13 protein-coding genes are annotated in these 17276 nt (G+C 74.7%); 3 read left to right on the top strand and 10 right to left on the bottom strand.

The window, feature by feature from the left end; translation table 11 throughout:
- Window positions 1–232: 232 nt before the first annotated feature.
- Window positions 233–439, bottom strand: a complete 207-nt coding sequence (locus ACFYOU_RS25265) for a hypothetical protein (protein ID WP_391308735.1) — start codon at window positions 437–439, stop codon at window positions 233–235.
- Between the two features lie 633 nt (window positions 440–1072).
- Between ACFYOU_RS25265 and ACFYOU_RS25260 the strand changes: the two genes are divergently transcribed.
- A complete protein-coding gene (locus ACFYOU_RS25260) occupies window positions 1073–2422 on the top strand; it encodes a protein kinase (protein WP_391308733.1) in 1350 nt (449 codons plus the stop codon).
- Window positions 2423–2453: 31 nt separating this feature from the next.
- On the opposite strand, the gene ACFYOU_RS25255 is transcribed toward ACFYOU_RS25260, so the two are convergent.
- The 9 genes from ACFYOU_RS25255 to ACFYOU_RS25215 form a co-directional block, all read right to left on the bottom strand.
- Window positions 2454–3272 carry a TrmH family RNA methyltransferase gene (locus tag ACFYOU_RS25255; RefSeq protein WP_391308732.1) on the bottom strand — a complete coding sequence of 273 codons (819 nt, stop codon included), beginning with the start codon at window positions 3270–3272 and terminating at the stop codon, window positions 2454–2456.
- Window positions 3273–3376: 104 nt separating this feature from the next.
- Window positions 3377–4642 (bottom strand): uroporphyrinogen-III C-methyltransferase, encoded by a 1266-nt coding sequence (gene cobA / locus ACFYOU_RS25250; protein WP_385493204.1) that lies wholly within the window; start codon window positions 4640–4642, stop codon window positions 3377–3379.
- A gap of 286 nt (window positions 4643–4928) precedes the next feature.
- Window positions 4929–9632 carry a nicotinate-nucleotide--dimethylbenzimidazole phosphoribosyltransferase gene (cobT, locus tag ACFYOU_RS25245; RefSeq protein WP_391308730.1) on the bottom strand — a complete coding sequence of 1568 codons (4704 nt, stop codon included), beginning with the start codon at window positions 9630–9632 and terminating at the stop codon, window positions 4929–4931.
- 366 nt (window positions 9633–9998) lie between these two features.
- The gene (cbiE, locus tag ACFYOU_RS25240) at window positions 9999–11204 is read right to left on the bottom strand and encodes a precorrin-6y C5,15-methyltransferase (decarboxylating) subunit CbiE (protein ID WP_391308728.1); all 1206 of its coding nucleotides are present in this window, start codon (window positions 11202–11204) and stop codon (window positions 9999–10001) included.
- Between the two features lie 237 nt (window positions 11205–11441).
- Window positions 11442–12080 carry a GNAT family N-acetyltransferase gene (locus ACFYOU_RS25235; protein WP_391308725.1) on the bottom strand — a complete coding sequence of 213 codons (639 nt, stop codon included), beginning with the start codon at window positions 12078–12080 and terminating at the stop codon, window positions 11442–11444.
- A 170-nt stretch (window positions 12081–12250) separates the two neighbouring features.
- Window positions 12251–13078: a MetQ/NlpA family ABC transporter substrate-binding protein gene (locus ACFYOU_RS25230; protein WP_391308724.1), complete on the bottom strand. Its 828-nt coding sequence runs from the start codon at window positions 13076–13078 to the stop codon at window positions 12251–12253.
- 58 nt (window positions 13079–13136) lie between these two features.
- Window positions 13137–13967: a MetQ/NlpA family ABC transporter substrate-binding protein gene (locus tag ACFYOU_RS25225; protein WP_391308723.1), complete on the bottom strand. Its 831-nt coding sequence runs from the start codon at window positions 13965–13967 to the stop codon at window positions 13137–13139.
- A 93-nt stretch (window positions 13968–14060) separates the two neighbouring features.
- Complete coding sequence (locus tag ACFYOU_RS25220; protein WP_389765547.1) at window positions 14061–14825, bottom strand: methionine ABC transporter permease; 765 nt, start codon at window positions 14823–14825, stop codon at window positions 14061–14063.
- Complete coding sequence (locus ACFYOU_RS25215; RefSeq protein ID WP_389765545.1) at window positions 14822–15862, bottom strand: methionine ABC transporter ATP-binding protein; 1041 nt, start codon at window positions 15860–15862, stop codon at window positions 14822–14824. Before ACFYOU_RS25215 ends, ACFYOU_RS25220 begins: the two co-directional genes overlap by 4 nt.
- Before the next feature lie 598 nt (window positions 15863–16460).
- On the opposite strand from ACFYOU_RS25215, the gene ACFYOU_RS25210 reads away from it, so the two are divergent.
- Both ACFYOU_RS25210 and ACFYOU_RS25205 read left to right on the top strand, forming a co-directional pair.
- Window positions 16461–16820 (top strand): hypothetical protein, encoded by a 360-nt coding sequence (locus ACFYOU_RS25210; RefSeq protein ID WP_391308721.1) that lies wholly within the window; start codon window positions 16461–16463, stop codon window positions 16818–16820.
- Between the two features lies 1 nt (window position 16821).
- The gene (locus tag ACFYOU_RS25205; RefSeq protein ID WP_391308719.1) at window positions 16822–17268 is read left to right on the top strand and encodes a hypothetical protein; all 447 of its coding nucleotides are present in this window, start codon (window positions 16822–16824) and stop codon (window positions 17266–17268) included.
- Window positions 17269–17276: the final 8 nt, after the last annotated feature.

Below are 17276 nucleotides of genomic sequence, written 5' to 3'. Positions count from 1 at the left end.
TGGTTCGACGGGCCGTCCGTACCGACCGCCGCGCTCCGGTCAGCCTACGAGCCCGTCCGGCCCCTCAGGTCCCGGGGCTGCGGGCTGGGGGCTGGGGGGTTGACACAGCAAAGTGCCCGCGCAACCTCCCCAGGTTGCGCGGGCCTTGTGCCGTCCGCCGCACCCCCGTCCCCACGGGGTTTCATGGTGGGATGTCCCCGCCCGGACCGCTCTTCCGGGCCCGGGGCGCCGCTCAGCGCCCCAGCATCTCCACCACGGACGACGCTTGGGTGACCACTGCTTCCCAGCCGCCGAAGACGACTACGAGCAGGGCCGCCAGGGGGAGGACCATGGCCGTCGCCACCAGGGGGTGGCGCTCACCGGGCCGGCTGCCGTCGAACGCGGCGTACGCGTTGCGTCCTCGTGCACGGATCATGGTCCGGGTGGCCGTGTCCGCCATGGTCCCTCTCCTGGTTGTCTCCCGTGCGGGACCCGGTGCCGGGCCCGTCGCACGTCGTGTGTACGGAGCGGCGGGCGCTTGACCTCGGGGGACGAGTACCGCACCCGCCGCTTGACGACAAATCTATGACCGGGGAGCCGTCCGGTCGTCATGCCCTCGTACCGATTGCCTGGCCTCCGCAAGGATGACCGGCTCCCCCGCACGTACTCCCCTGGGTGGAGACGGGCGCGCACGTCTCGGGGTCTTCCCCGAGGGGACCCGCGGGGCGGGCGGCGGGTGCTCGGGGCGGTGCGCCCGTCACGGGTGAGTTCGCTCACTTCCGCCCCGTCCGCTCGCGTCCGTGACGCCCCGTGGCGACCCGCTCGGCCCGCTGCCCGCACCTCCTCGCGGCGCCCCCGGGGCACGCGTGCCGGTGCTCCGGTGCCGCCGTCCGCCGTCGGGTCAACCGCCTTGGCCGAAAAGCCGGTTGGTCCCGGTCGCGGGTCCGGCGCCCGAGCCGCGCCGGTTCCCTGACCCCCCTTCACACTGTTGGTCCGGCACGGACAATCGATCGGATCGAGAGGGCGCGGCCTCTGCGCGCTCCGGGCCCGGTGTACGTAAGCTGTGGCTCGTCAACCGGACCGGGCAGCGGGGATGAACATGGCGATGATGCGCCTGAGGCGTGAGGACCCGCGTGTGGTCGGCTCGTTCAGGCTGCACCGACGGCTCGGAGCGGGCGGCATGGGGGTCGTCTACCTCGGGTCGGACCGTCGTGGCCAGCGGGTCGCGCTGAAGGTCATCCGCCCCGATCTCGCCGAGGACCAGGAGTTCCGCCAGCGGTTCGCCCGTGAGGTGTCGGCGGCCCGCAGGATCCGCGGTGGCTGCACGGCGCGGCTGGTCGCCGCCGATCTGGAGGCGGAGCGGCCCTGGTTCGCCACCCAGTACGTACCCGGGCCCTCCCTGCACGACCGGGTCGCCGACGACGGTCCGCTGCCCGCGGCCGATGCGGCGGCGATCGGAGCGGCACTGTCCGAGGGGCTGGTCGCGGTCCACGAGGCCGGGGTCGTCCACCGGGACCTGAAGCCGTCGAACATCCTGCTGTCCCCCAAGGGCCCCCGGATCATCGACTTCGGCATCGCCTGGGCGACCGGCGCGAGCACGCTGACGCACGTCGGCACCGCGGTGGGCTCCCCCGGCTTCCTCGCCCCCGAACAAGTGCGGGGTGCCGCCGTCACCCCGGCGACCGACGTGTTCGCGCTCGGGGCGACGCTCGCGTATGCGGCGACCTCCGACTCGCCCTTCGGCCACGGCAGTTCCGAGGTGATGCTGTACCGCGTGGTGCACGAGGAGCCGCAGCTGGGCGGAGTGCCCGATGCACTGGCGCCGCTGGTGCGGGCCTGTCTCGCGAAGGACCCGGAGGAGCGGCCCAGCACCCTGCAACTGTCCTTGCGGCTCAAGGAGATCGCCGCTCGTGAGGCCCAGGGGCTGACCGATCCGCGACCGCCCGTGCCGCGCGGTCAGCCGGACCGGCCGTCGGGGGGGCTGGCCGCGGAGTACGCCGCCCAGCGCACCCAGCGCCGTCCGCAGGGCACCCCGCCCCCGCGGCCCTCCTCGTCGTCCAAGGCGTCCCGGGCCGCGCAGCCGACCCAGCGCTCCGGAGCGGGTCGCCCGCCCCGCCCCACCCAATCCTCCGGCGCCAACCGCTCGGGCACCCGTCCGGGGAACGGATCGCGGAGCGGCACCCGGGCCCCCCGCTCGGGCGCCCGGCCCGCCCCCCGCAACGGGCGCGAGAGGCAGCGGCCGACGGGTGCGGGGCGGCGTCCGGCGAACCCCCGGCTGCTGCGCCAGCGGCTCATCGTGTTCGTGGTGGTGACGCTGCTGGTGGCGCTGGGCATCGCCGCTGCCCAGGGCTGCCAGGGTCCCGCCAGCGGGGCCGGGGTTCCCGTCCCCGCGGTGACGGACGCCGCGGACCGGGCCGCTCCCGACGCCACCGCCGCCCGCTGACCGCTGGCGGGGCGCCGGTCGGGCCGTCGGATCAGGCGGTCGGGCGGCCGGTGACGACCGCGTAGAAGGCGACCGCCGCGGCGGCGCCGACGTTCAGCGAGTCCACGCCGTGCGCCATCGGGATGCGGACCCACTCGTCCGCGGCCCGCAGGGCCCGGGCGGAGAGGCCGTCGCCCTCGGCGCCCAGCATCAGCGCGACGCGTTCCCGGCGGTGCGGCGCCGCCGCGTCCAGGGTGACCGCCTGCGCGTCGGGGGTCAGCGCGAGGAGGTCGAAGCCCGCCGCGCGCACCGCTTCCAGACCGTTCGGCCAGGACTCCAGTCGGGCGTACGGCACGGAGAACACGGCGCCCATGGAGACCTTCACGGAACGGCGGTACAGCGGGTCGGCACAGTCCGGGGAGAGCAGCACGGCGTCCATGCCGAGGGCCGCGGCGGAACGGAAGATGGCGCCGATGTTGGTGTGGTCGTTCACCGACTCCATGACGACGACCCGGCGGGCGGTGGTGAGCAGGTCGTCCGCGGTCGGCAGGGGGGCGCGCTGCATGGAGGCGAGGGCGCCCCGGTGGACGTGGTAACCGGTGACCCGCTCCGCCAGTTCGGGGGTCACCACGTAGACGGGCGCGGGGAGTTCGTCGATCACGTCGCGCAGGGCGTCGACCCATTTGGACGACAGCAACATCGACCGCATCGCGTACCCGGCGTCCCGTGCACGGCGGATGACCTTCTCGCCCTCGGCGATGAACAGTCCTTCGGCGGGCTCGCGCCGGCGGCGCAGTTCGACGTCGGTGAGTCCGGTGTAGTCCCGCAGTCGGGGGTCGTCGGGGTCCTCGACGGTGATCAGTTCGGCCACGGGGTGGTACCGCCTTGTCCGGGTTCGGGGCCAGTGGAGGTGGGAGGGGTGGGCGCTGCGGCCGTGCCCACCGGCCCGGTGGGTGGCACCGGGCCGGTACGGGTTCAGCTGGGTGCGGCCCCGGTGGGGGCGCCCGGCGCCTGGGGGCCGACCCGGACGACGTCACCGATGACGATCACCGCGGGCGGGCGCACGCCCTCGCGCTCGACGGTGGCGGCGACGGTCGCGAGCGTCGCGTCCACCCGGCGCTGGGCGGCGGTGGTGCCCTCCTGGACGAGGGCCACGGGCGTGTCGGCGCCCCGGCCGTGGGCGATCAGTGCCTCAGCGATCCGGCCGATCTTGTCCACGCCCATCAGCACGACGAGGGTGCCGCGCAGTCGGGCGAGGGCCGCCCAGTCCACCAGCGAGCGGTCGTCGTCGGGTGCCACGTGGCCGCTGACCACGGTGAACTCGTGGGCGACGCCCCGGTGGGTGACCGGAATGCCCGCCGCGCCGGGCACGGAGATCGAGCTGGAGATGCCGGGCACGACCGTGTACGGGATGCCGGCCTCGACCAGCGCCTCGGCCTCCTCCATGCCCCGACCGAAGACGAACGGGTCGCCGCCCTTGAGCCGGACCACCGTCCGGCCGGCCCTGGCGTGCTCGATCAGCGCCTCGTTGATGGCCTCCTGGGCCATGAACCGGCCGTAGGGGATCTTCGCCGCGTCGATCACCTCGACGTGCGGCGGCAGTTCGGCGAGCAGATCGCGGGGGCCGAGCCGGTCCGCGATGACGACGTCCGCCTCGGCGAGCAGTCTGCGGCCGCGGACGGTGATCAGGTCGGGGTCGCCGGGGCCGCCGCCGACGAGCGCGACGGACGCGGCGCGGGCCCGGTGGTGGGGGGCGACCAGGGTCCCGTCGCGCAGGCCCTCGACCACGGCGTCCCGGATCGCCGCGGTGTGCCGGGGGTCACGGCCCTGGGCGTCGGTGGTGAGGACGGCCACGGTGACGCCGGCGCTGTGGCCGGTGGCGGGGGTCCAGGCGGTGGCGGCGTCGGCGTCGTCGGAGCGCACGCACCAGATCCGGCGGGCCTCGGCCTCCGCGGACGCCCGGGTGTTCGCCGCGCGGTCCTGGGTGGCCACCAGGACGTACCAGGCGTCCGCGAGGTCGCCGTCCTCGTAGCGGCGGCGGTGCCAGGTGAGTTCGCCGGAGTCGGCCATGGCCTCCACGGAGGGGGTGGCCGAGGGCGAGACGAGGTGGATGTCGGCGCCGGCTGCGATCAGTGCGGGAAGGCGGCGTTGCGCCACCTGGCCGCCGCCGAGCACCACGACCCGGCGGCCGGTGAGGCGGAGCCCGACGGGGTAGGCCGGATCGCTGGCGGACGTGGGCATGGCGGCTCCTCGGGTGGGCCGCTGCGACGGTGGAGCGGCGTGCTGTTCCGGACGGGCGGGGGACCCCACGGCTGGGACGTGTCGGATGCCCGTGGGCGGGGTTCCCGCTGGTCAACGATACGGTTTCGCTGGTCGGGGCCGCGGTCGGGGCGGTCGCCGGGGCGTCGGAACCGGGGCGCGGCGGGAGGCCCCGCCGGGCCGGTGCCGAGCGGGGCGGTGACGGGCCCGGCGATCCGGGGGAACTGCGGCCGGTCGCGCGGCCGGTGCTCCCCCGGATCGGGGCGGGTCACTTCTCGGTGACCCCGGCGGAGTCGAAGGTGGCCACCTCGTGCATGGCGCGGGCGGCGCTCTGGACGAGCGGCAGGGCGAGCAGCGCGCCGGTTCCCTCGCCGAGCCGCAGGTCCAGGTCGACCAGGGGCCGCAGTCCGAGCTTGGTGAGGGCCGCGACGTGGCCCGGCTCGGCGCTGCGGTGGCCGGCGATGCACGCCGCGAGCGCCTCGGGGGCGATGGCCCGGGCGACCAGGGCCGCCGCACCCGCGCTGACGCCGTCCAGGATGACGGGGGTGCGCAGGGAGGCGCCGCCCAGCACCAGACCCACCAACGCGGCGTGTTCCAGGCCGCCGACCGCCGCGAGCACGCCGATCGGGTCGGCCGGGTCCGGCTGGTGGAGTTGCAGCGCCCGCCGGACGACGTCCGTCTTGCGGGCCAGCGTCTCGTCGTTGATGCCGGTGCCCCGACCGGTGACCTCCGCGGGGTCGGCCCCGGTGTACACGGAGATCAGCGCGGCCGACGCGGTGGTGTTGGCGATGCCCATCTCTCCGGTGAGCAGCGCCTTGTTGCCCGCGGCCACCAGGTCGCGGGCGGTCTCGATGCCGACCTCGATGGCCGAGGTGACCTCTTCGCGGGTCAGCGCGGGCCCGGTGGTCATGTCGGCGGTGCCGGCGCGCACCTTGCGCGGCAGCAGGCCGGGTGAAGCGGGCAGGTCGGACGCCACACCGACGTCGATGACGCACACCTCGGCGCCGACCTGCTGGGCGAACGCGTTGCAGACCGCGCCGCCGCTGAGGAAGTTGGCGACCATCTGGCCGGTGACCTCCTGCGGCCAGGGGGTCACGCCCTGGGCGTGCACCCCGTGGTCGCCCGCGAAGACCGCGACGGCCGCCGGCTCCGGGATCGGCGGCGGGCACACCCGGGAGAGGCCGCTGAGCTGTGCCGAGATGATCTCCAGCATGCCGAGCGCTCCGGCGGGCTTGGTCATCCGCTTCTGCCGCTCCCACGCCTCGCCGAGCGCCTTGGCGTCCAGGGGGCGGATGCCGGCGACGGTCTCGGCGAGCAGGTCGTGCGGCTCCTCGCCGGGCAGGGCACGGCGCCCGTACGTCTCCTCGTGGACGACCCAGGACAGCGGGCGGCGCTGGGACCAACCGGCCTGCGCGAGCTCCGGCTCCTCGGGGAACTCGTCGACGTACCCCACGCACAGGTACGCGACGACCTCCAGGTGCTCGGGGAGGTCGAGGGCGCGGACCATCTCGCGCTCGTCGAAGAAGCTGACCCAGCCGACGCCGAGGCCCTCGGCGCGGGCGGCGAGCCACAGGTTCTCCACGGCGAGCGCGGAGGAGTACGGGGCCATCTGCGGCTGGGTGTGGCGGCCGAGGGTGTGGCGGCCGCCGCGGGTCGGGTCGGCGGTGACGACGATGTTCACCGGGGTGTCGAGGATCGCCTCGATCTTCAGTTCCTTGAACTGCTTGGCCCGGCCCTTGGGCAGGGACTTGGCGTAGGCGTCGCGCTGGCGGGCGGCCAGTTCGTGCATCGCCTGCCGGGTCTCCTCGGACCGGATCACCACGAAGTCCCAGGGCTGGGAGTGGCCGACGGACGGCGCGGTGTGCGCGGCCTCCAGGACCCGCAGCAGGACCTCGTGCGGAATGGGGTCGGAGCGGAACCCGTTGCGGATGTCCCGGCGCTCGCGCATGACCCGTAGCACCGCCTCGCGCTCGGCCTCGTCGTAGGCCGGGGCGGCGGGGCGGGCGGCGTGGGGCGCCTCGGGGGCGACGGGGTCGGCGGGGGCCGGCTGGTCGGCGGGACCGGCCGGTTCGGCGGGCTCGGGTGCCTGGTCCTCGGACGGGGCCGGGGTGGCCGCCGGGCCGGCGGCGGCAGCGCTGCGGTCCTGGACGGAGACGGTGACGGTGTCCGCCTCCGTGCCCGCGTCGGGGCCGCCGGGCTCGTCGTCGGCGGAGTGGGTGGGCAGGCTGTCCGGGGTCTGCGCGGGGGTCTCCGCTTCGGCTGCTTCGGCGGTGTCGGCGTCTTCGGGGACGTCGGCGCCTTCGGGGACGTCGGTCCCGTCGGTGGCCGGGGATTCTTCCGCGGGGTCGGCGGAGTCGACGGGGGCGGCCGGGGCCTCGGCCGGCTCGGCGGCGTCGGCTGCCTCGGGGGTGACCGGGGAGGCCGGGGTCTCGGCGGGGGGCGCCTGGTCGGCGGGGGCCTGGTCGGCGGGTGCCTGAGGACGCGCGGGCTCCGGGGCCGCCACGGCCTCCGGCGCGCTCTGTGCCTCGGCGGGAACTGCGGTGTCGGCTTCCGCCGTCACCTCGGCTTCCGCGGCCGGCCCGGAGGGCGCTTCCGGTGCGTTCGGCGTCGCCTCGGCGGCCGGGGCTGCGGGCGCTTCGGCGGCCTCGGCCGTGGCTACGGGGGCTTCGGCGGCCGGGGCGCCGGTCGTCGTCGCGTCAGCCGCTGCCTCGGCCGGGGGGGCCGATGCGGTGGCTTCGGCGGGTGCCTCGTGCGGCTCGGCCGGTGCTGCCGCGGCGGTCTCGTCGGTGGGCGCGGTGGGCGCCTCGGTGACGGGGGCCGCGGCGGTGGGCCCGTCGGCGGGCGCTTCCTGCTGGGCGGGGGCGGGCGTCTCGGGTGCACCGGACGGGTCCGGCCCTGCCGCGGGGGCGTCGGTCGGCTCGGGCGCGGCCACGGCCGGAGTCGGCTCGGCGGGGGGCTCCTCGGCGGAGGGCTCCTCGGGGACGGCGGCTTCGACGGGTGCCGTGGGCGTTGCTTCGGCAACCGCGTCCGGGGTGACCGAGTCGGGCACGGCCTCGGCCACCGCGGGCTCCGCCTCGGGGGCGGTGGCCTCGGGGGCGGTGACCCCGGAGGGCTCCGGCTGGTCCGGTGCGACCTGGGCCGGCTCCGCGGTCGCGACCGCGGCCGGGGCGGTGACCGCGTCGGACGGCGGCGTGGCGGGCTGGTCCTGCGCGGGGGCCGGGCCGGGCTCGACGGCGGCGGGGGCGACGGCGGCGGGGGCGACGGCGGCGGTCGCGGGCTGGTCGGCGGCCGGTTCAGCGGTGTCGGCCGCGGACTCGGGCTGCGGGTCCACGGATCCGGCGGCCGGGGTGGCCCCGGGCTCCGTCGCCGGAGCGGGCGTCACGACCGGGGCGACGGGCGCGGGCTCGACGGCCTCGGGCACGGCGGTGGCCTCCGGCGCGGGGGCCTCGGGCACCTCCGGCGCGGCGGGTACGGGCGGCTCCTGCTGCGGCGGGAGGACGAGGGCGTGCGGCGGGGTCGGCGCGAGGTGCGGGGTGGAGGGCACGGAACCCGCGACCGGGACGAACTCACCGACCGGGGCCGGAACTTCGGCGACCCGCGCCTCGTGCACCGGCGCCTCGTGCACCGGCGCTTCCTGGGCGGCCGCTTCCTGAACGAGCAGGTCCTGGATCGGGAACGTGCCGGTCGCCCGGGCCACGGCGGCGAGCGCGGCATCGGGCGCGGGGGTCACCGGCGCGACGCTCACGGGCGCGGGCGCGGCGGCCTCGGGCGCTACGGGGGTCACCCGCACGCCCCGGCCTTCCGTGGGGTCCCCGACCGGCTGCGCACCGGCGGCGGGGTTCAACGCCTCGGTGGGCAACGCCCCGACGACCGGGGCGACCGGGGCGGGTACGTCGCCCTCCGGTCGGACCGCCGTCCCGGTGGACGGCTGCTGCTCAGCGGCGGGGGCGGTCGACGGGGTCTCGACGGGGAGCGCGGGGGCCGGGGACCCGTCGGTCACGGGGACGCCGGTCGTGGCCACGGGCGCGGCCACCTGGGCCGCGGGCACGGTCTGGGCGCCCTGCGGGGCGGTCCCCACCGGGTGGAGCTCGCTGGGGCCCGGGGTGGGCCCGCCGGACGCGGGCGGCGGGCCCCAGGGGGCACCGGCCTGCGGGGGGATCTCGGCGAGTTGGGGGCCCGGCAGGGGGGCCGCGGCGCGCTGGGGCTCCGGCTGCTCGGGAGCGTCCGGCTGCTCGGCCTGCGGGCTCCGGCGGGCCTTGACCGCACCTCGACGGGAGCCGGCGGGTCCCCGGTCGGCGAGCGAGCGCACCGGGCTGGAGGCGGTGTCCGGGGTGGGCGGACCGAGGTGCAGGGGGCGGCGGGGCGCGCCGGGGCCCTGGCCGGGCGCGGGGTGCGCGCCGGGGGCTCGACCGTCGGACACCTCGACGGAGGCGCTGTCGCGGCCGGCCGTCTCGTGCGGTCCTGGCTCGTGCCCGGTGGCGGTCCGGGGTGTCTCGGGACCGGCCGCGGGCACGGGCGCCTGGGCGGCGGGGGTCGGTGTGGGGGGTTCGGCGGTCACGGGTGCGTCGGCCTCGTACGGGTTCGGGGGCTCGTCGTCGTCCGGTGTCTCCAGCGAGGTGGGCACCGAGAGGACGGGGGCGGGCCCTGCGGGCGCGGTGGGGCGCGGTTCGGCGGGAGCGGCAGCAGCGACGGAGGGTGCTGTCGATCCGGTGGTGTGGACCACCGGGGGGTAGGTGTCGACCGCCGGGGCGATCGGGAACACTCCGGAGCCGCTGCGGCCCTCGATCCAGGCGCCCTGCGAGCCGGGCATCAGGAGTTGGTCGTCGTCGTGGGGCTCGGCGTGGTCGGGGTACGGGGCGGGCGCTCCGGGGCCCGGCTGCGGTGCCGTCCGGCCGCGGACGGACGCGGCAGTGGTCCCCTCGCCGGGGTGGTCCGGCAGTGCCTCGTCCGGAATCCGGCCGGTGTCGGTCATGCGTACCCCTCGCCCATCGGTAGTGCTTCTACGACCGTCCCGGCCCCCGCCGGTCGGCGCGCCCGAACCGGGCGGCGTCCGACCGCCCGTCCGGAGAACGAGCGGGCGCGCCACGCGGCACGTGCCGACGGCGCAGGCGGCGCCGCCACAAGGCATTGTCCCGGTTGGCCCCCACCTCGGCACGTAGTTCCCGGAACGGTCTCCTGTTGGACTGCTGGACTGCGCCACTTCGCGCGTCCTTGGCCTCTGCCGTACCACAGTCCACCCAAAACGGGCGGGATTTCTGGACATTGGGTCACGAATGAGCCAGGCGGCCAGTGCGGTACAACGATCGGCCAGCCTACCTCGCGCGCACCGTCGCGGCGTTCAGGGGGCGCGGTCCGGGAGGTGCCCGGAGAGGAGGAATCCGACCGTCCGTTCCTTCTCCGTCCAGGCGCGGGTGTCCAGTTCGACGGACTGGAGGAGGGCGCATTCGACTTCGTACCCGTGTTCGACCAGGTCACGGCCGATGCGTTCGGCGGCGTCCCGGGTGGCGGCGTGCGTGACGATCCGGCCGGGGCGCCGGTCGGCGACGGCGGAGACGACAGGGGCGCCGCCGCCACCGATCCGTACGACGTCGGGCTCGGGCAGCGTCTCCAGGACGTGCGGGGCGCGACCGTGGACGGTCTGGAGCTGGACGCCGAAGCGACGGGCGGTGGCCGCGGCGCGGGCGCAGTTGTCGGGGTGCTGGTCGACGGCGATGACGGCGGCGCCGAAGCGGGCCGCCTCCACGGCGAAGGCGCCGCTGGCGCAGCCGATGTCCCAGACCAGGTCGCCGACGCGGGGACCGAGGCGGGCGAGTTGGGCGGCGCGCAGCCGCTCGTTCTCGCTCTCGCGCAGTCCGTGCCCGTAGGCGTCGGCGGGCAGGGCCCAGCCGCGCGGCCCGGTGCCGGGGTCGCGACCGGCGATCCAGCCGGGTTCGGTGGCGGACGTCCCGCCGATGGAGATCACCACGTTGGGGTCGCGCCAGCTGCGGTCGGCGGCCTTGTCGGAGGTCATCACGGTGACGCGTTCGCGGTCGGTGCCGAGTTCCTCGCAGACGACGAAGGTGCGGTGCACGCCGTCGAGGAGGAGGCCGAGTTCGGCGGGGCCCGCGCCGGGGGCGGTGAGCACGGCGACCTTGGTGTGGGCGCGGCACACGTTGACGGCCCGGCGCAGCGTGCGGCGGTGGGCGACGACGACCTCCGCGTCGTCCCAGGGCATCCCGGCCCGGGCGAACGCCTGGGCCACCGCGGAGGTGGCGGGCACCACCTCGACCTCCAGGCCGAACTCGGGGTCGCGCAGGGCGCGGACGACGCCGAAGAAGCCCGGGTCGCCGTCCGCGAGGACGACGGCGGTGCCCCGGTGGGCGGCGATCCGGCGGGCGGCGAGGGCGAAGCTGCCGAGTCGGATGCGTTCGGCGTGCTCGGGCACTTCCGGGAAGGCCAGGTGGTGCGGGGCCCCGGCGACCAGGGTGGCCACCGCGAGTGCGGAACGCGCCCCGGCGGGGAGTGGCGAGCCGTCCCAGCCGATCACCGTGACCCGGTCGGCCATCGTCGTCAGTCTCCAGGGGTCGGGGCGGTCGGGACGGTGTCCGGGCGGCGGTGCGGGGGGCGGGCGCGGGGGCGCGTGGGGGTGGGGAACCGGGGGGAACGGGGCGTGCGCGGAGCAGGGCGCGGGAGGGTGCCCGGACGGCGGGAGGGTGCCGCGCGCGATCGGGCACCGTGAGCGTACCGGGTGCGGACGTCCGGTGCCCCCGCCGTGCACGGGACGGGCCGGGCAGGGCTCCGGTCAGTTCCAGTCGGTGAAGGCCGTGTAGGAGCCGGCGTCCGCGAACTGGTCGCCGGAGCCCTCCAGGTCCTCGGGGAGCAGGCTCCACACGATGAGGTCGGTGCGCTGGTCGGTCCAGCCGTCGTCATCGGTGCGGGCACGCGCTATCCGTGCGCCGCGCAGGACGCCTTCGCTGATGCAGCCGATCTTCTGCGCGACCTGTTGTGCGGCCGTGTTGGCGGCAGCCGTCCGCAACTCCAGGCGCTCGAACTTCTGGTCGCGGAACAGCCACCCGGCGGTGGCGAGCGACGCCTCGCAGGCGTAGCCCTCGCCGCGTGCCCAGGGGGCGGTGGCGTAGACGAGTTCGGCGGACCGCACGCGCCAGTCGACGGCGCGCAGTCGGACGGTGCCGACCAGGCGCTGGGTGAGGAACTCCGTCACGGCGAAGGCGATGCCGTGGCCGCCGGTGCGCGTCCCCGGGGCCCCTTCGGTGATCCAGGTGCGGGCGTCGTCCTCGGTGTACGGGTGCGGTGCCGAGCTCCACATGACGACGAGTTCGTCGTTCATCATCTCGGTCAGGGCCGGGGCGTCCGCGTCCTCGAAGGGGCGTAGGACCAACCGTTCCGTGCTGAGGGAGATGTCGGGAAAGGTGGTCGTCATGGCGCCGCTCCGTAACCTTCAGGAACCTTCAGGTCTCTGTTGAGTGGACCAGCATGCAACATCTGCGGGCGCCGACGCACCACGGGGCCGCCGTCCGACGGGGGCGCGGGCGTGGTGCGGGAGGGCCCGGGGCGTCGCGGCGCGGTGGCCGAACGCCCCGGGCGCCGGGGTCAGCCGCGTCCGACGGGGAGGACGGATCCCTGGTAGGTGTCCTCGATGAACTTCGCGACCTCGGGCGAGGTCAGCAGGTCGGCGAGCTTCTTGACCCGGGGGTCGTCCTCCTCGCCCTTCTTGACGGCGAGGACGTTGTTGTACGGGTTGTCCTTGGCGGTCTCCAGCAGGATCGCGTCCTTCTTCGGGCTGAGGCCCGCGTCCAGGGCGAAGTTGTTGTTGATGACCGCCGCGTCGACGTCGTCGAGGGAGCGCGGCAGCTGCGCCGGGTCGAGTTCCTTGAACACCAGCTTCTTGGGGTTCTCGGCGACGTCGGCGGGGCTGGCGTCGGGGCCCGCGTCCGCCTTCAGTTCGATGAGGCCCTGGGAGGCGAGGAGCTGGAACGCCCGTCCCTCGTTGGTGGTGTCGTTGGGCACCGCGACGGTCGCCCCGTCCGGCAGGTCGGCGAGGTCGTCGACCTCCTTGGAGTACACGCCCATGGGCGGCAGGTACACCTCGGCGACGGGCACCAGGTCGGTCTTCTTGGACTTGTTGAAGTCGTCCAGGTAGGGCTGGTGCTGGTACAGGTTGGCGTCGAGCGAGCCCTCCTGGAGGGCGGTGTTCGGCAGGACGTAGTCCTGGAACTCCTTGATCTCCAGGTCGAGGCCCGCCTTCTCGGCGAGTTCGTCCTTGACGTGGGCGAGGACCTCGCCGGCCGGGACGGGGGTGACGCCGACGACCAGGGCGCCGTTGTCGTCGCCCCCGGACGAGCCGGAGCCGCAGGCCGTCAGGGCGACGGCCAGTGCGGTCCCGGCCGCCGCGGCGAACAGGGTTCGGGTGGTGCGCATGGGGGTGGTACTCCGCTGCTGAGGGGTGCGAGGGGTCGGGGGTGCCGGATCCGCCGGATCAGAAGGCGGGGATGACGGCGCCGTCGTACTTGTCCTCGATGAACTTCTTCACCTCGGGGGAGGTCAGCAGCTTGGCGAGCTTCTTGACCCGGGGGTCGCCCTCGTCGCCCTTCTTCACCGCGAGGAAGTTGCCGTACGGGTTGTCCTTGGCGTCCTCGGCGGCGATGGCGTCCTTGGCGGGGCTGAGCTTCGCCTCGATGGCGTAGTTGCCGTTGATCACCGCGGCGTCGACGTCCGACAGGGCCCGGGGCAGCTGCGGGGCCTCCAGTTCGCTGAACTTGAGGTCCTTCGGGTTGTCGGTGATGTCCTTGGGGGTCGCCGCGAAGCCGACGCCTTCCTTCAGCTTGATGACGCCCTTGGCGGCGAGGAGCTGGAGGGCGCGGGCCTCGTTGGTGGTGTCGTTGGGGACCGCGATGGTGGCCCCCTTCTTGAGGTCGGCGAGGTCCTTGACGTTCTCGGAGTAGACGCCGAGCGGCTCCAGGTGGACCGTGGCACCCGGGACGGGCACGATGTCGGTGCCCTTCTTCTTGTTGAAGTCGTCCAGGTACGGCTTGTGCTGGAAGTAGTTGGCGTCGAGCTCGCCCTCCTGGACCGCGGTGTTCGGGGTCACGTACTCCGTGAACTCCTTGACCTCCAGCTCCAGGTCCTCGTCGGCCGCGAGGTTGTCCTTGATGTAGGCGAGGATCTCGCCCTGCGGGGTGGCGGTCGCGGCGACCTTCAGGGGCCCGTCGGAGCCGGAGTCGGAGTCGTCCGCACCGCAGGCGGTGAGGCCGAGGGTGAGGGCTCCGGCGGCGAGGACAGCGGTGGTGATCTTGGCGGTGTTACGCACGAAAAGTGCCTTTCTCCATGGTGCCGGTCCCGGCGGTCTGCGCGGGACGCGTGGGTGGGCGGTCGGCGGTGCGGTCGGCACCGCCGACCGGGGTCAGGGGACCTTGAGGGGGTCGAGTTCGGCGCTCGCCGGAGCGGCGCCGCCGGAGGCCTGCGGGGCGGCCCGCAGCAGGCGCAGTCGGGGCGCGGACCCGGCGCGGCCTCCCCTGCGGTGCAGGGAGCGGGCGGCGAAGTCGCCGGCGAACTGGATGACGGAGATCACGACGGCGAGGACCGCCACGGTGATCCACATCAGTTCGGTCTCGAAGCGCTGGTAGCCGTAGCGGATGGCGATGTCGCCGAGTCCGCCGGCGCCGACCGTGCCGGCCATCGCGCTGTAGCCGATGAGGGCGACGACGGTGGTGGTGGCGCTGGAGATCAGCGAGGGCAGCGACTCGGGGACGAGGACCTTGCGGACCACCGTCCAGGTGTTGCCGCCCATGGACTGCACGGCTTCCACCAGACCGCCGTCCACCTCGCGCACCGCGGTCTCCACCAGACGGGCGAAGAACGGGATCGCGCCGATCGCCAGCGGGACGATCGCGGCCTCGCGGCCGATGGTGGTGCCGGTGATCGTCCGGGTGAAGCCCATGAGGGCCACCATCAGGATGATGAACGGCATCGAGCGGGCGATGTTGACGACCTGCCCGATCACCTTGTTCACGACGGTGTTCTGGAGGAGGCCGCCCCGGTCGGTGAGGACCAGGAGGACGCCGAGCGGCAGTCCGCCGACCACGGCGATCACTGTGGACCAGCCCACCATGTACAGGGTGTCCCAACACGCCTGCTCCAGCAGCGGCCACATCTCGGACCAGGTCACTTGGCACCTTCCTTCACCAGGGTGGACCGCTCGGTCCGGTCGACGACGTCCACCTGGAGGCCCTGCTCGCGCAGGAAGCCGACCGGTACGACGTTGTCCTCGTAGCGGCCGGGCAGTTGGATGCGCATCCGGCCGACCTGCTTCCCGGCGACGGTGTCCATCGCGGCACCGAGGATCGAGATGTCGATGTTGTAGGTGCGGGAGAGCTGCGAGATGACGGGCTGGGTGGCCGCCTCGCCGTGGAAGGTGACGTCCACCACGGTCCGGTCGGGCCCGGTGGCGTCCCCGCTGACGGGGAAGAGGGCGGTGGCGAGTTCGGAGCCGGGGGTGGCGAGCAGTTCGCCGACCGTTCCGGACTCGATGATCCGTCCGTGCTCCATCAGGGCGGCGGAGTCGCAGATCGACTTGACGACGTCCATCTCGTGGGTGATGAGCAGGACGGTCAGTCCGAGCTGCCGGTTGAGGTCGCGCAGCAGTTGGAGGATGGAACGGGTGGTCTCCGGGTCGAGGGCGCTGGTCGCCTCGTCGGAGAGCAGGACCTTGGGGTCGCCGGCGAGGGCGCGGGCGATGCCGACGCGCTGCTTCTGGCCGCCGGACAGCTGCGCGGGGTAGACCCGGGCCTTGTCCGCGAGCCCGACGAGGTCCAGCAGTTCGAGCGCCTTGCGGGAACGTTCCTTGCCGGAGACGCCGAGGATCTCCAACGGCAGTTCGACGTTGTCCTGGACGGTGCGCGTGGACAGCAGGTTGAAGTGCTGGAAGACCATGCCGATCCGGCTGCGGGCGTCGCGCAGGGCCTTGCCCGCGCGGGGACCGCGACCGGCGAGTGCCGTGAGGTCCTGACCGTCGACCGTCACGGTGCCGGCGGTCGGGCGTTCGAGGAGGTTGACGCAGCGGATGAGGGAGGACTTGCCGGCGCCGCTCTGTCCGATGACGCCGTACACCTCGCCTTCCCGTACATGGAGGTCGACGCCGTCGAGGGCGGTGACCTCGCGACCGCGCGAACGGTAGACCTTGGTGAGGCCCTGGGTGGTGATCACTGGGATTCCGTCACTGTCGAGTGCGCGACGCCGTGGTGGGCGCCGGGCACGGGGCATTCGTCTTCAGAACGCGGCACGGTTCTCGTGGTGGCGGTGGTGCGGGGGGAGAAACGTGCGCTCGGGGCAGGCGGGTCCGGCCGACGTTCGGTCGGGGACACGGCTCGACCGTCTCGCTTCGGGGCGCGAGGCTGGTGGTGCGGGGGCCCTCAGAAGGCGCACATTCGACACATACAAGCAGCACCGGGCGTCATCATCGCCTCGGTCGCAAGGGTGCGGCTGCTCGTCGTGGTCATGCGGGCAAGTAAAGCAGACGTCAGGGCGGTGTCCACCCCCTCTGTCCGAATAGCGGACGGGCTTGGACAATCCCTGGACACCCGCCCGTACCCGTGCCAACGCCCGCAACCCCGCCCGTCACCAGCCGGTACGGGACCCTCCGGGCATGCGGGCCTGACCGGTGCGGCCCGGCACGCGCCCGGCGACTGTGGCCAAGACCACGGTCCGGGGGTGCCGAGCGCCGGCCGGGGCGCGCCCCGGCACGTCGGCCGCGCGCGACGGGGGCGGCGCGGGCCCGCGCCCGGCCGCGTAATAGGGTCACCGCATGCTTGCTGCACTGACGGTCGCGACCGCGGTGGCCGCGCTCGTGCTCGCCGCCTGGTGCGGTTTCGCCGCGTACCGCGACCAGCCGACCAAGGACTGGCACTTCATGGGCATGGCCGTGGTCTCGGTCATGGCACTGGTCCAGCTGGTGATCGGCATCGTCCAGCTCGCGCGGGGCGAGGAACCGGTGAAGGGCACGGCGATCTTCGTGGGGTACCTGATCGGTTCGGCGTGCTGCGTCCCCGCCGCCGGATTCCTGTCACTGGCCGAGCGCACCCGCTGGGGTTCGGTGACCGTGGCGGCCGGCGGTGTGGTGCTCGCGGTCCTCCAGGTGCGCCTCTACGACATCTGGGGAGGCTGAGGTGGCGGAGACCGAGCAGGCAGCGCCGGACGCGCGCCGGACGCTGATCAGCGGGCCGGGCACCCTGCTGGTGTGGGTGTACGGGGTGATGGTCGTCGGCGCGGTGTCGCGCTCCGCGGTGCAGATCGCCACCGACTTCGAGCGGGCGCCGCTGGCCTACGCCCTGTCCGCGATCGCCGGTGTGGTGTACGGGTTCATCACCTACTCGTTGGTGCGCGGCGGCGAGCGGGCCCGGCGGGCCGCGCTGGTGTGCTGCGCGGCCGAACTGGCCGGAGTGCTGGTCGTGGGCACCTGGACGCTGGTCGACCCCTCGGCCTTCCCCGACACCACGGTCTGGTCCGAGTACGGCATGGGCTACCTCTTCATCCCGGTGCTGCTGCCGCTGACCGCCCTGTACTGGCTGCGTCGGGCGCGCACCGCGCCGTCCGCCGCCACCGGGACGGGCTGAGTCCCTTC

Source organism: Streptomyces sp. NPDC005955 (genome assembly GCF_042871255.1).
In the GTDB taxonomy this organism is placed as follows: domain Bacteria; phylum Actinomycetota; class Actinomycetes; order Streptomycetales; family Streptomycetaceae; genus Streptomyces.
The sequence above is the reverse complement of the archived record's forward strand: the minus strand, read 5'-3'. Positions and strand labels throughout refer to the sequence as shown.

Bases quoted from the DNA above. Each gene is read 5' to 3' on its own strand.
- cobA (WP_385493204.1), bottom strand. From the start codon at position 4,642: ATGCCCACGTCCGCCAGCGATCCGGCCTACCCCGTCGGGCTCCGCCTC.
- cobT (WP_391308730.1), bottom strand. From the start codon at position 9,632: ATGACCGACACCGGCCGGATTCCGGACGAGGCACTGCCGGACCACCCC.
- ACFYOU_RS25235 (WP_391308725.1), bottom strand. From the start codon at position 12,080: ATGACGACCACCTTTCCCGACATCTCCCTCAGCACGGAACGGTTGGTC.
- ACFYOU_RS25265 (WP_391308735.1), bottom strand. From the start codon at position 439: ATGGCGGACACGGCCACCCGGACCATGATCCGTGCACGAGGACGCAAC.
- cbiE (WP_391308728.1), bottom strand. From the start codon at position 11,204: ATGGCCGACCGGGTCACGGTGATCGGCTGGGACGGCTCGCCACTCCCC.
- ACFYOU_RS25230 (WP_391308724.1), bottom strand. From the start codon at position 13,078: ATGCGCACCACCCGAACCCTGTTCGCCGCGGCGGCCGGGACCGCACTG.
- ACFYOU_RS25260 (WP_391308733.1), top strand. From the start codon at position 1,073: ATGAACATGGCGATGATGCGCCTGAGGCGTGAGGACCCGCGTGTGGTC.
- ACFYOU_RS25210 (WP_391308721.1), top strand. From the start codon at position 16,461: ATGCTTGCTGCACTGACGGTCGCGACCGCGGTGGCCGCGCTCGTGCTC.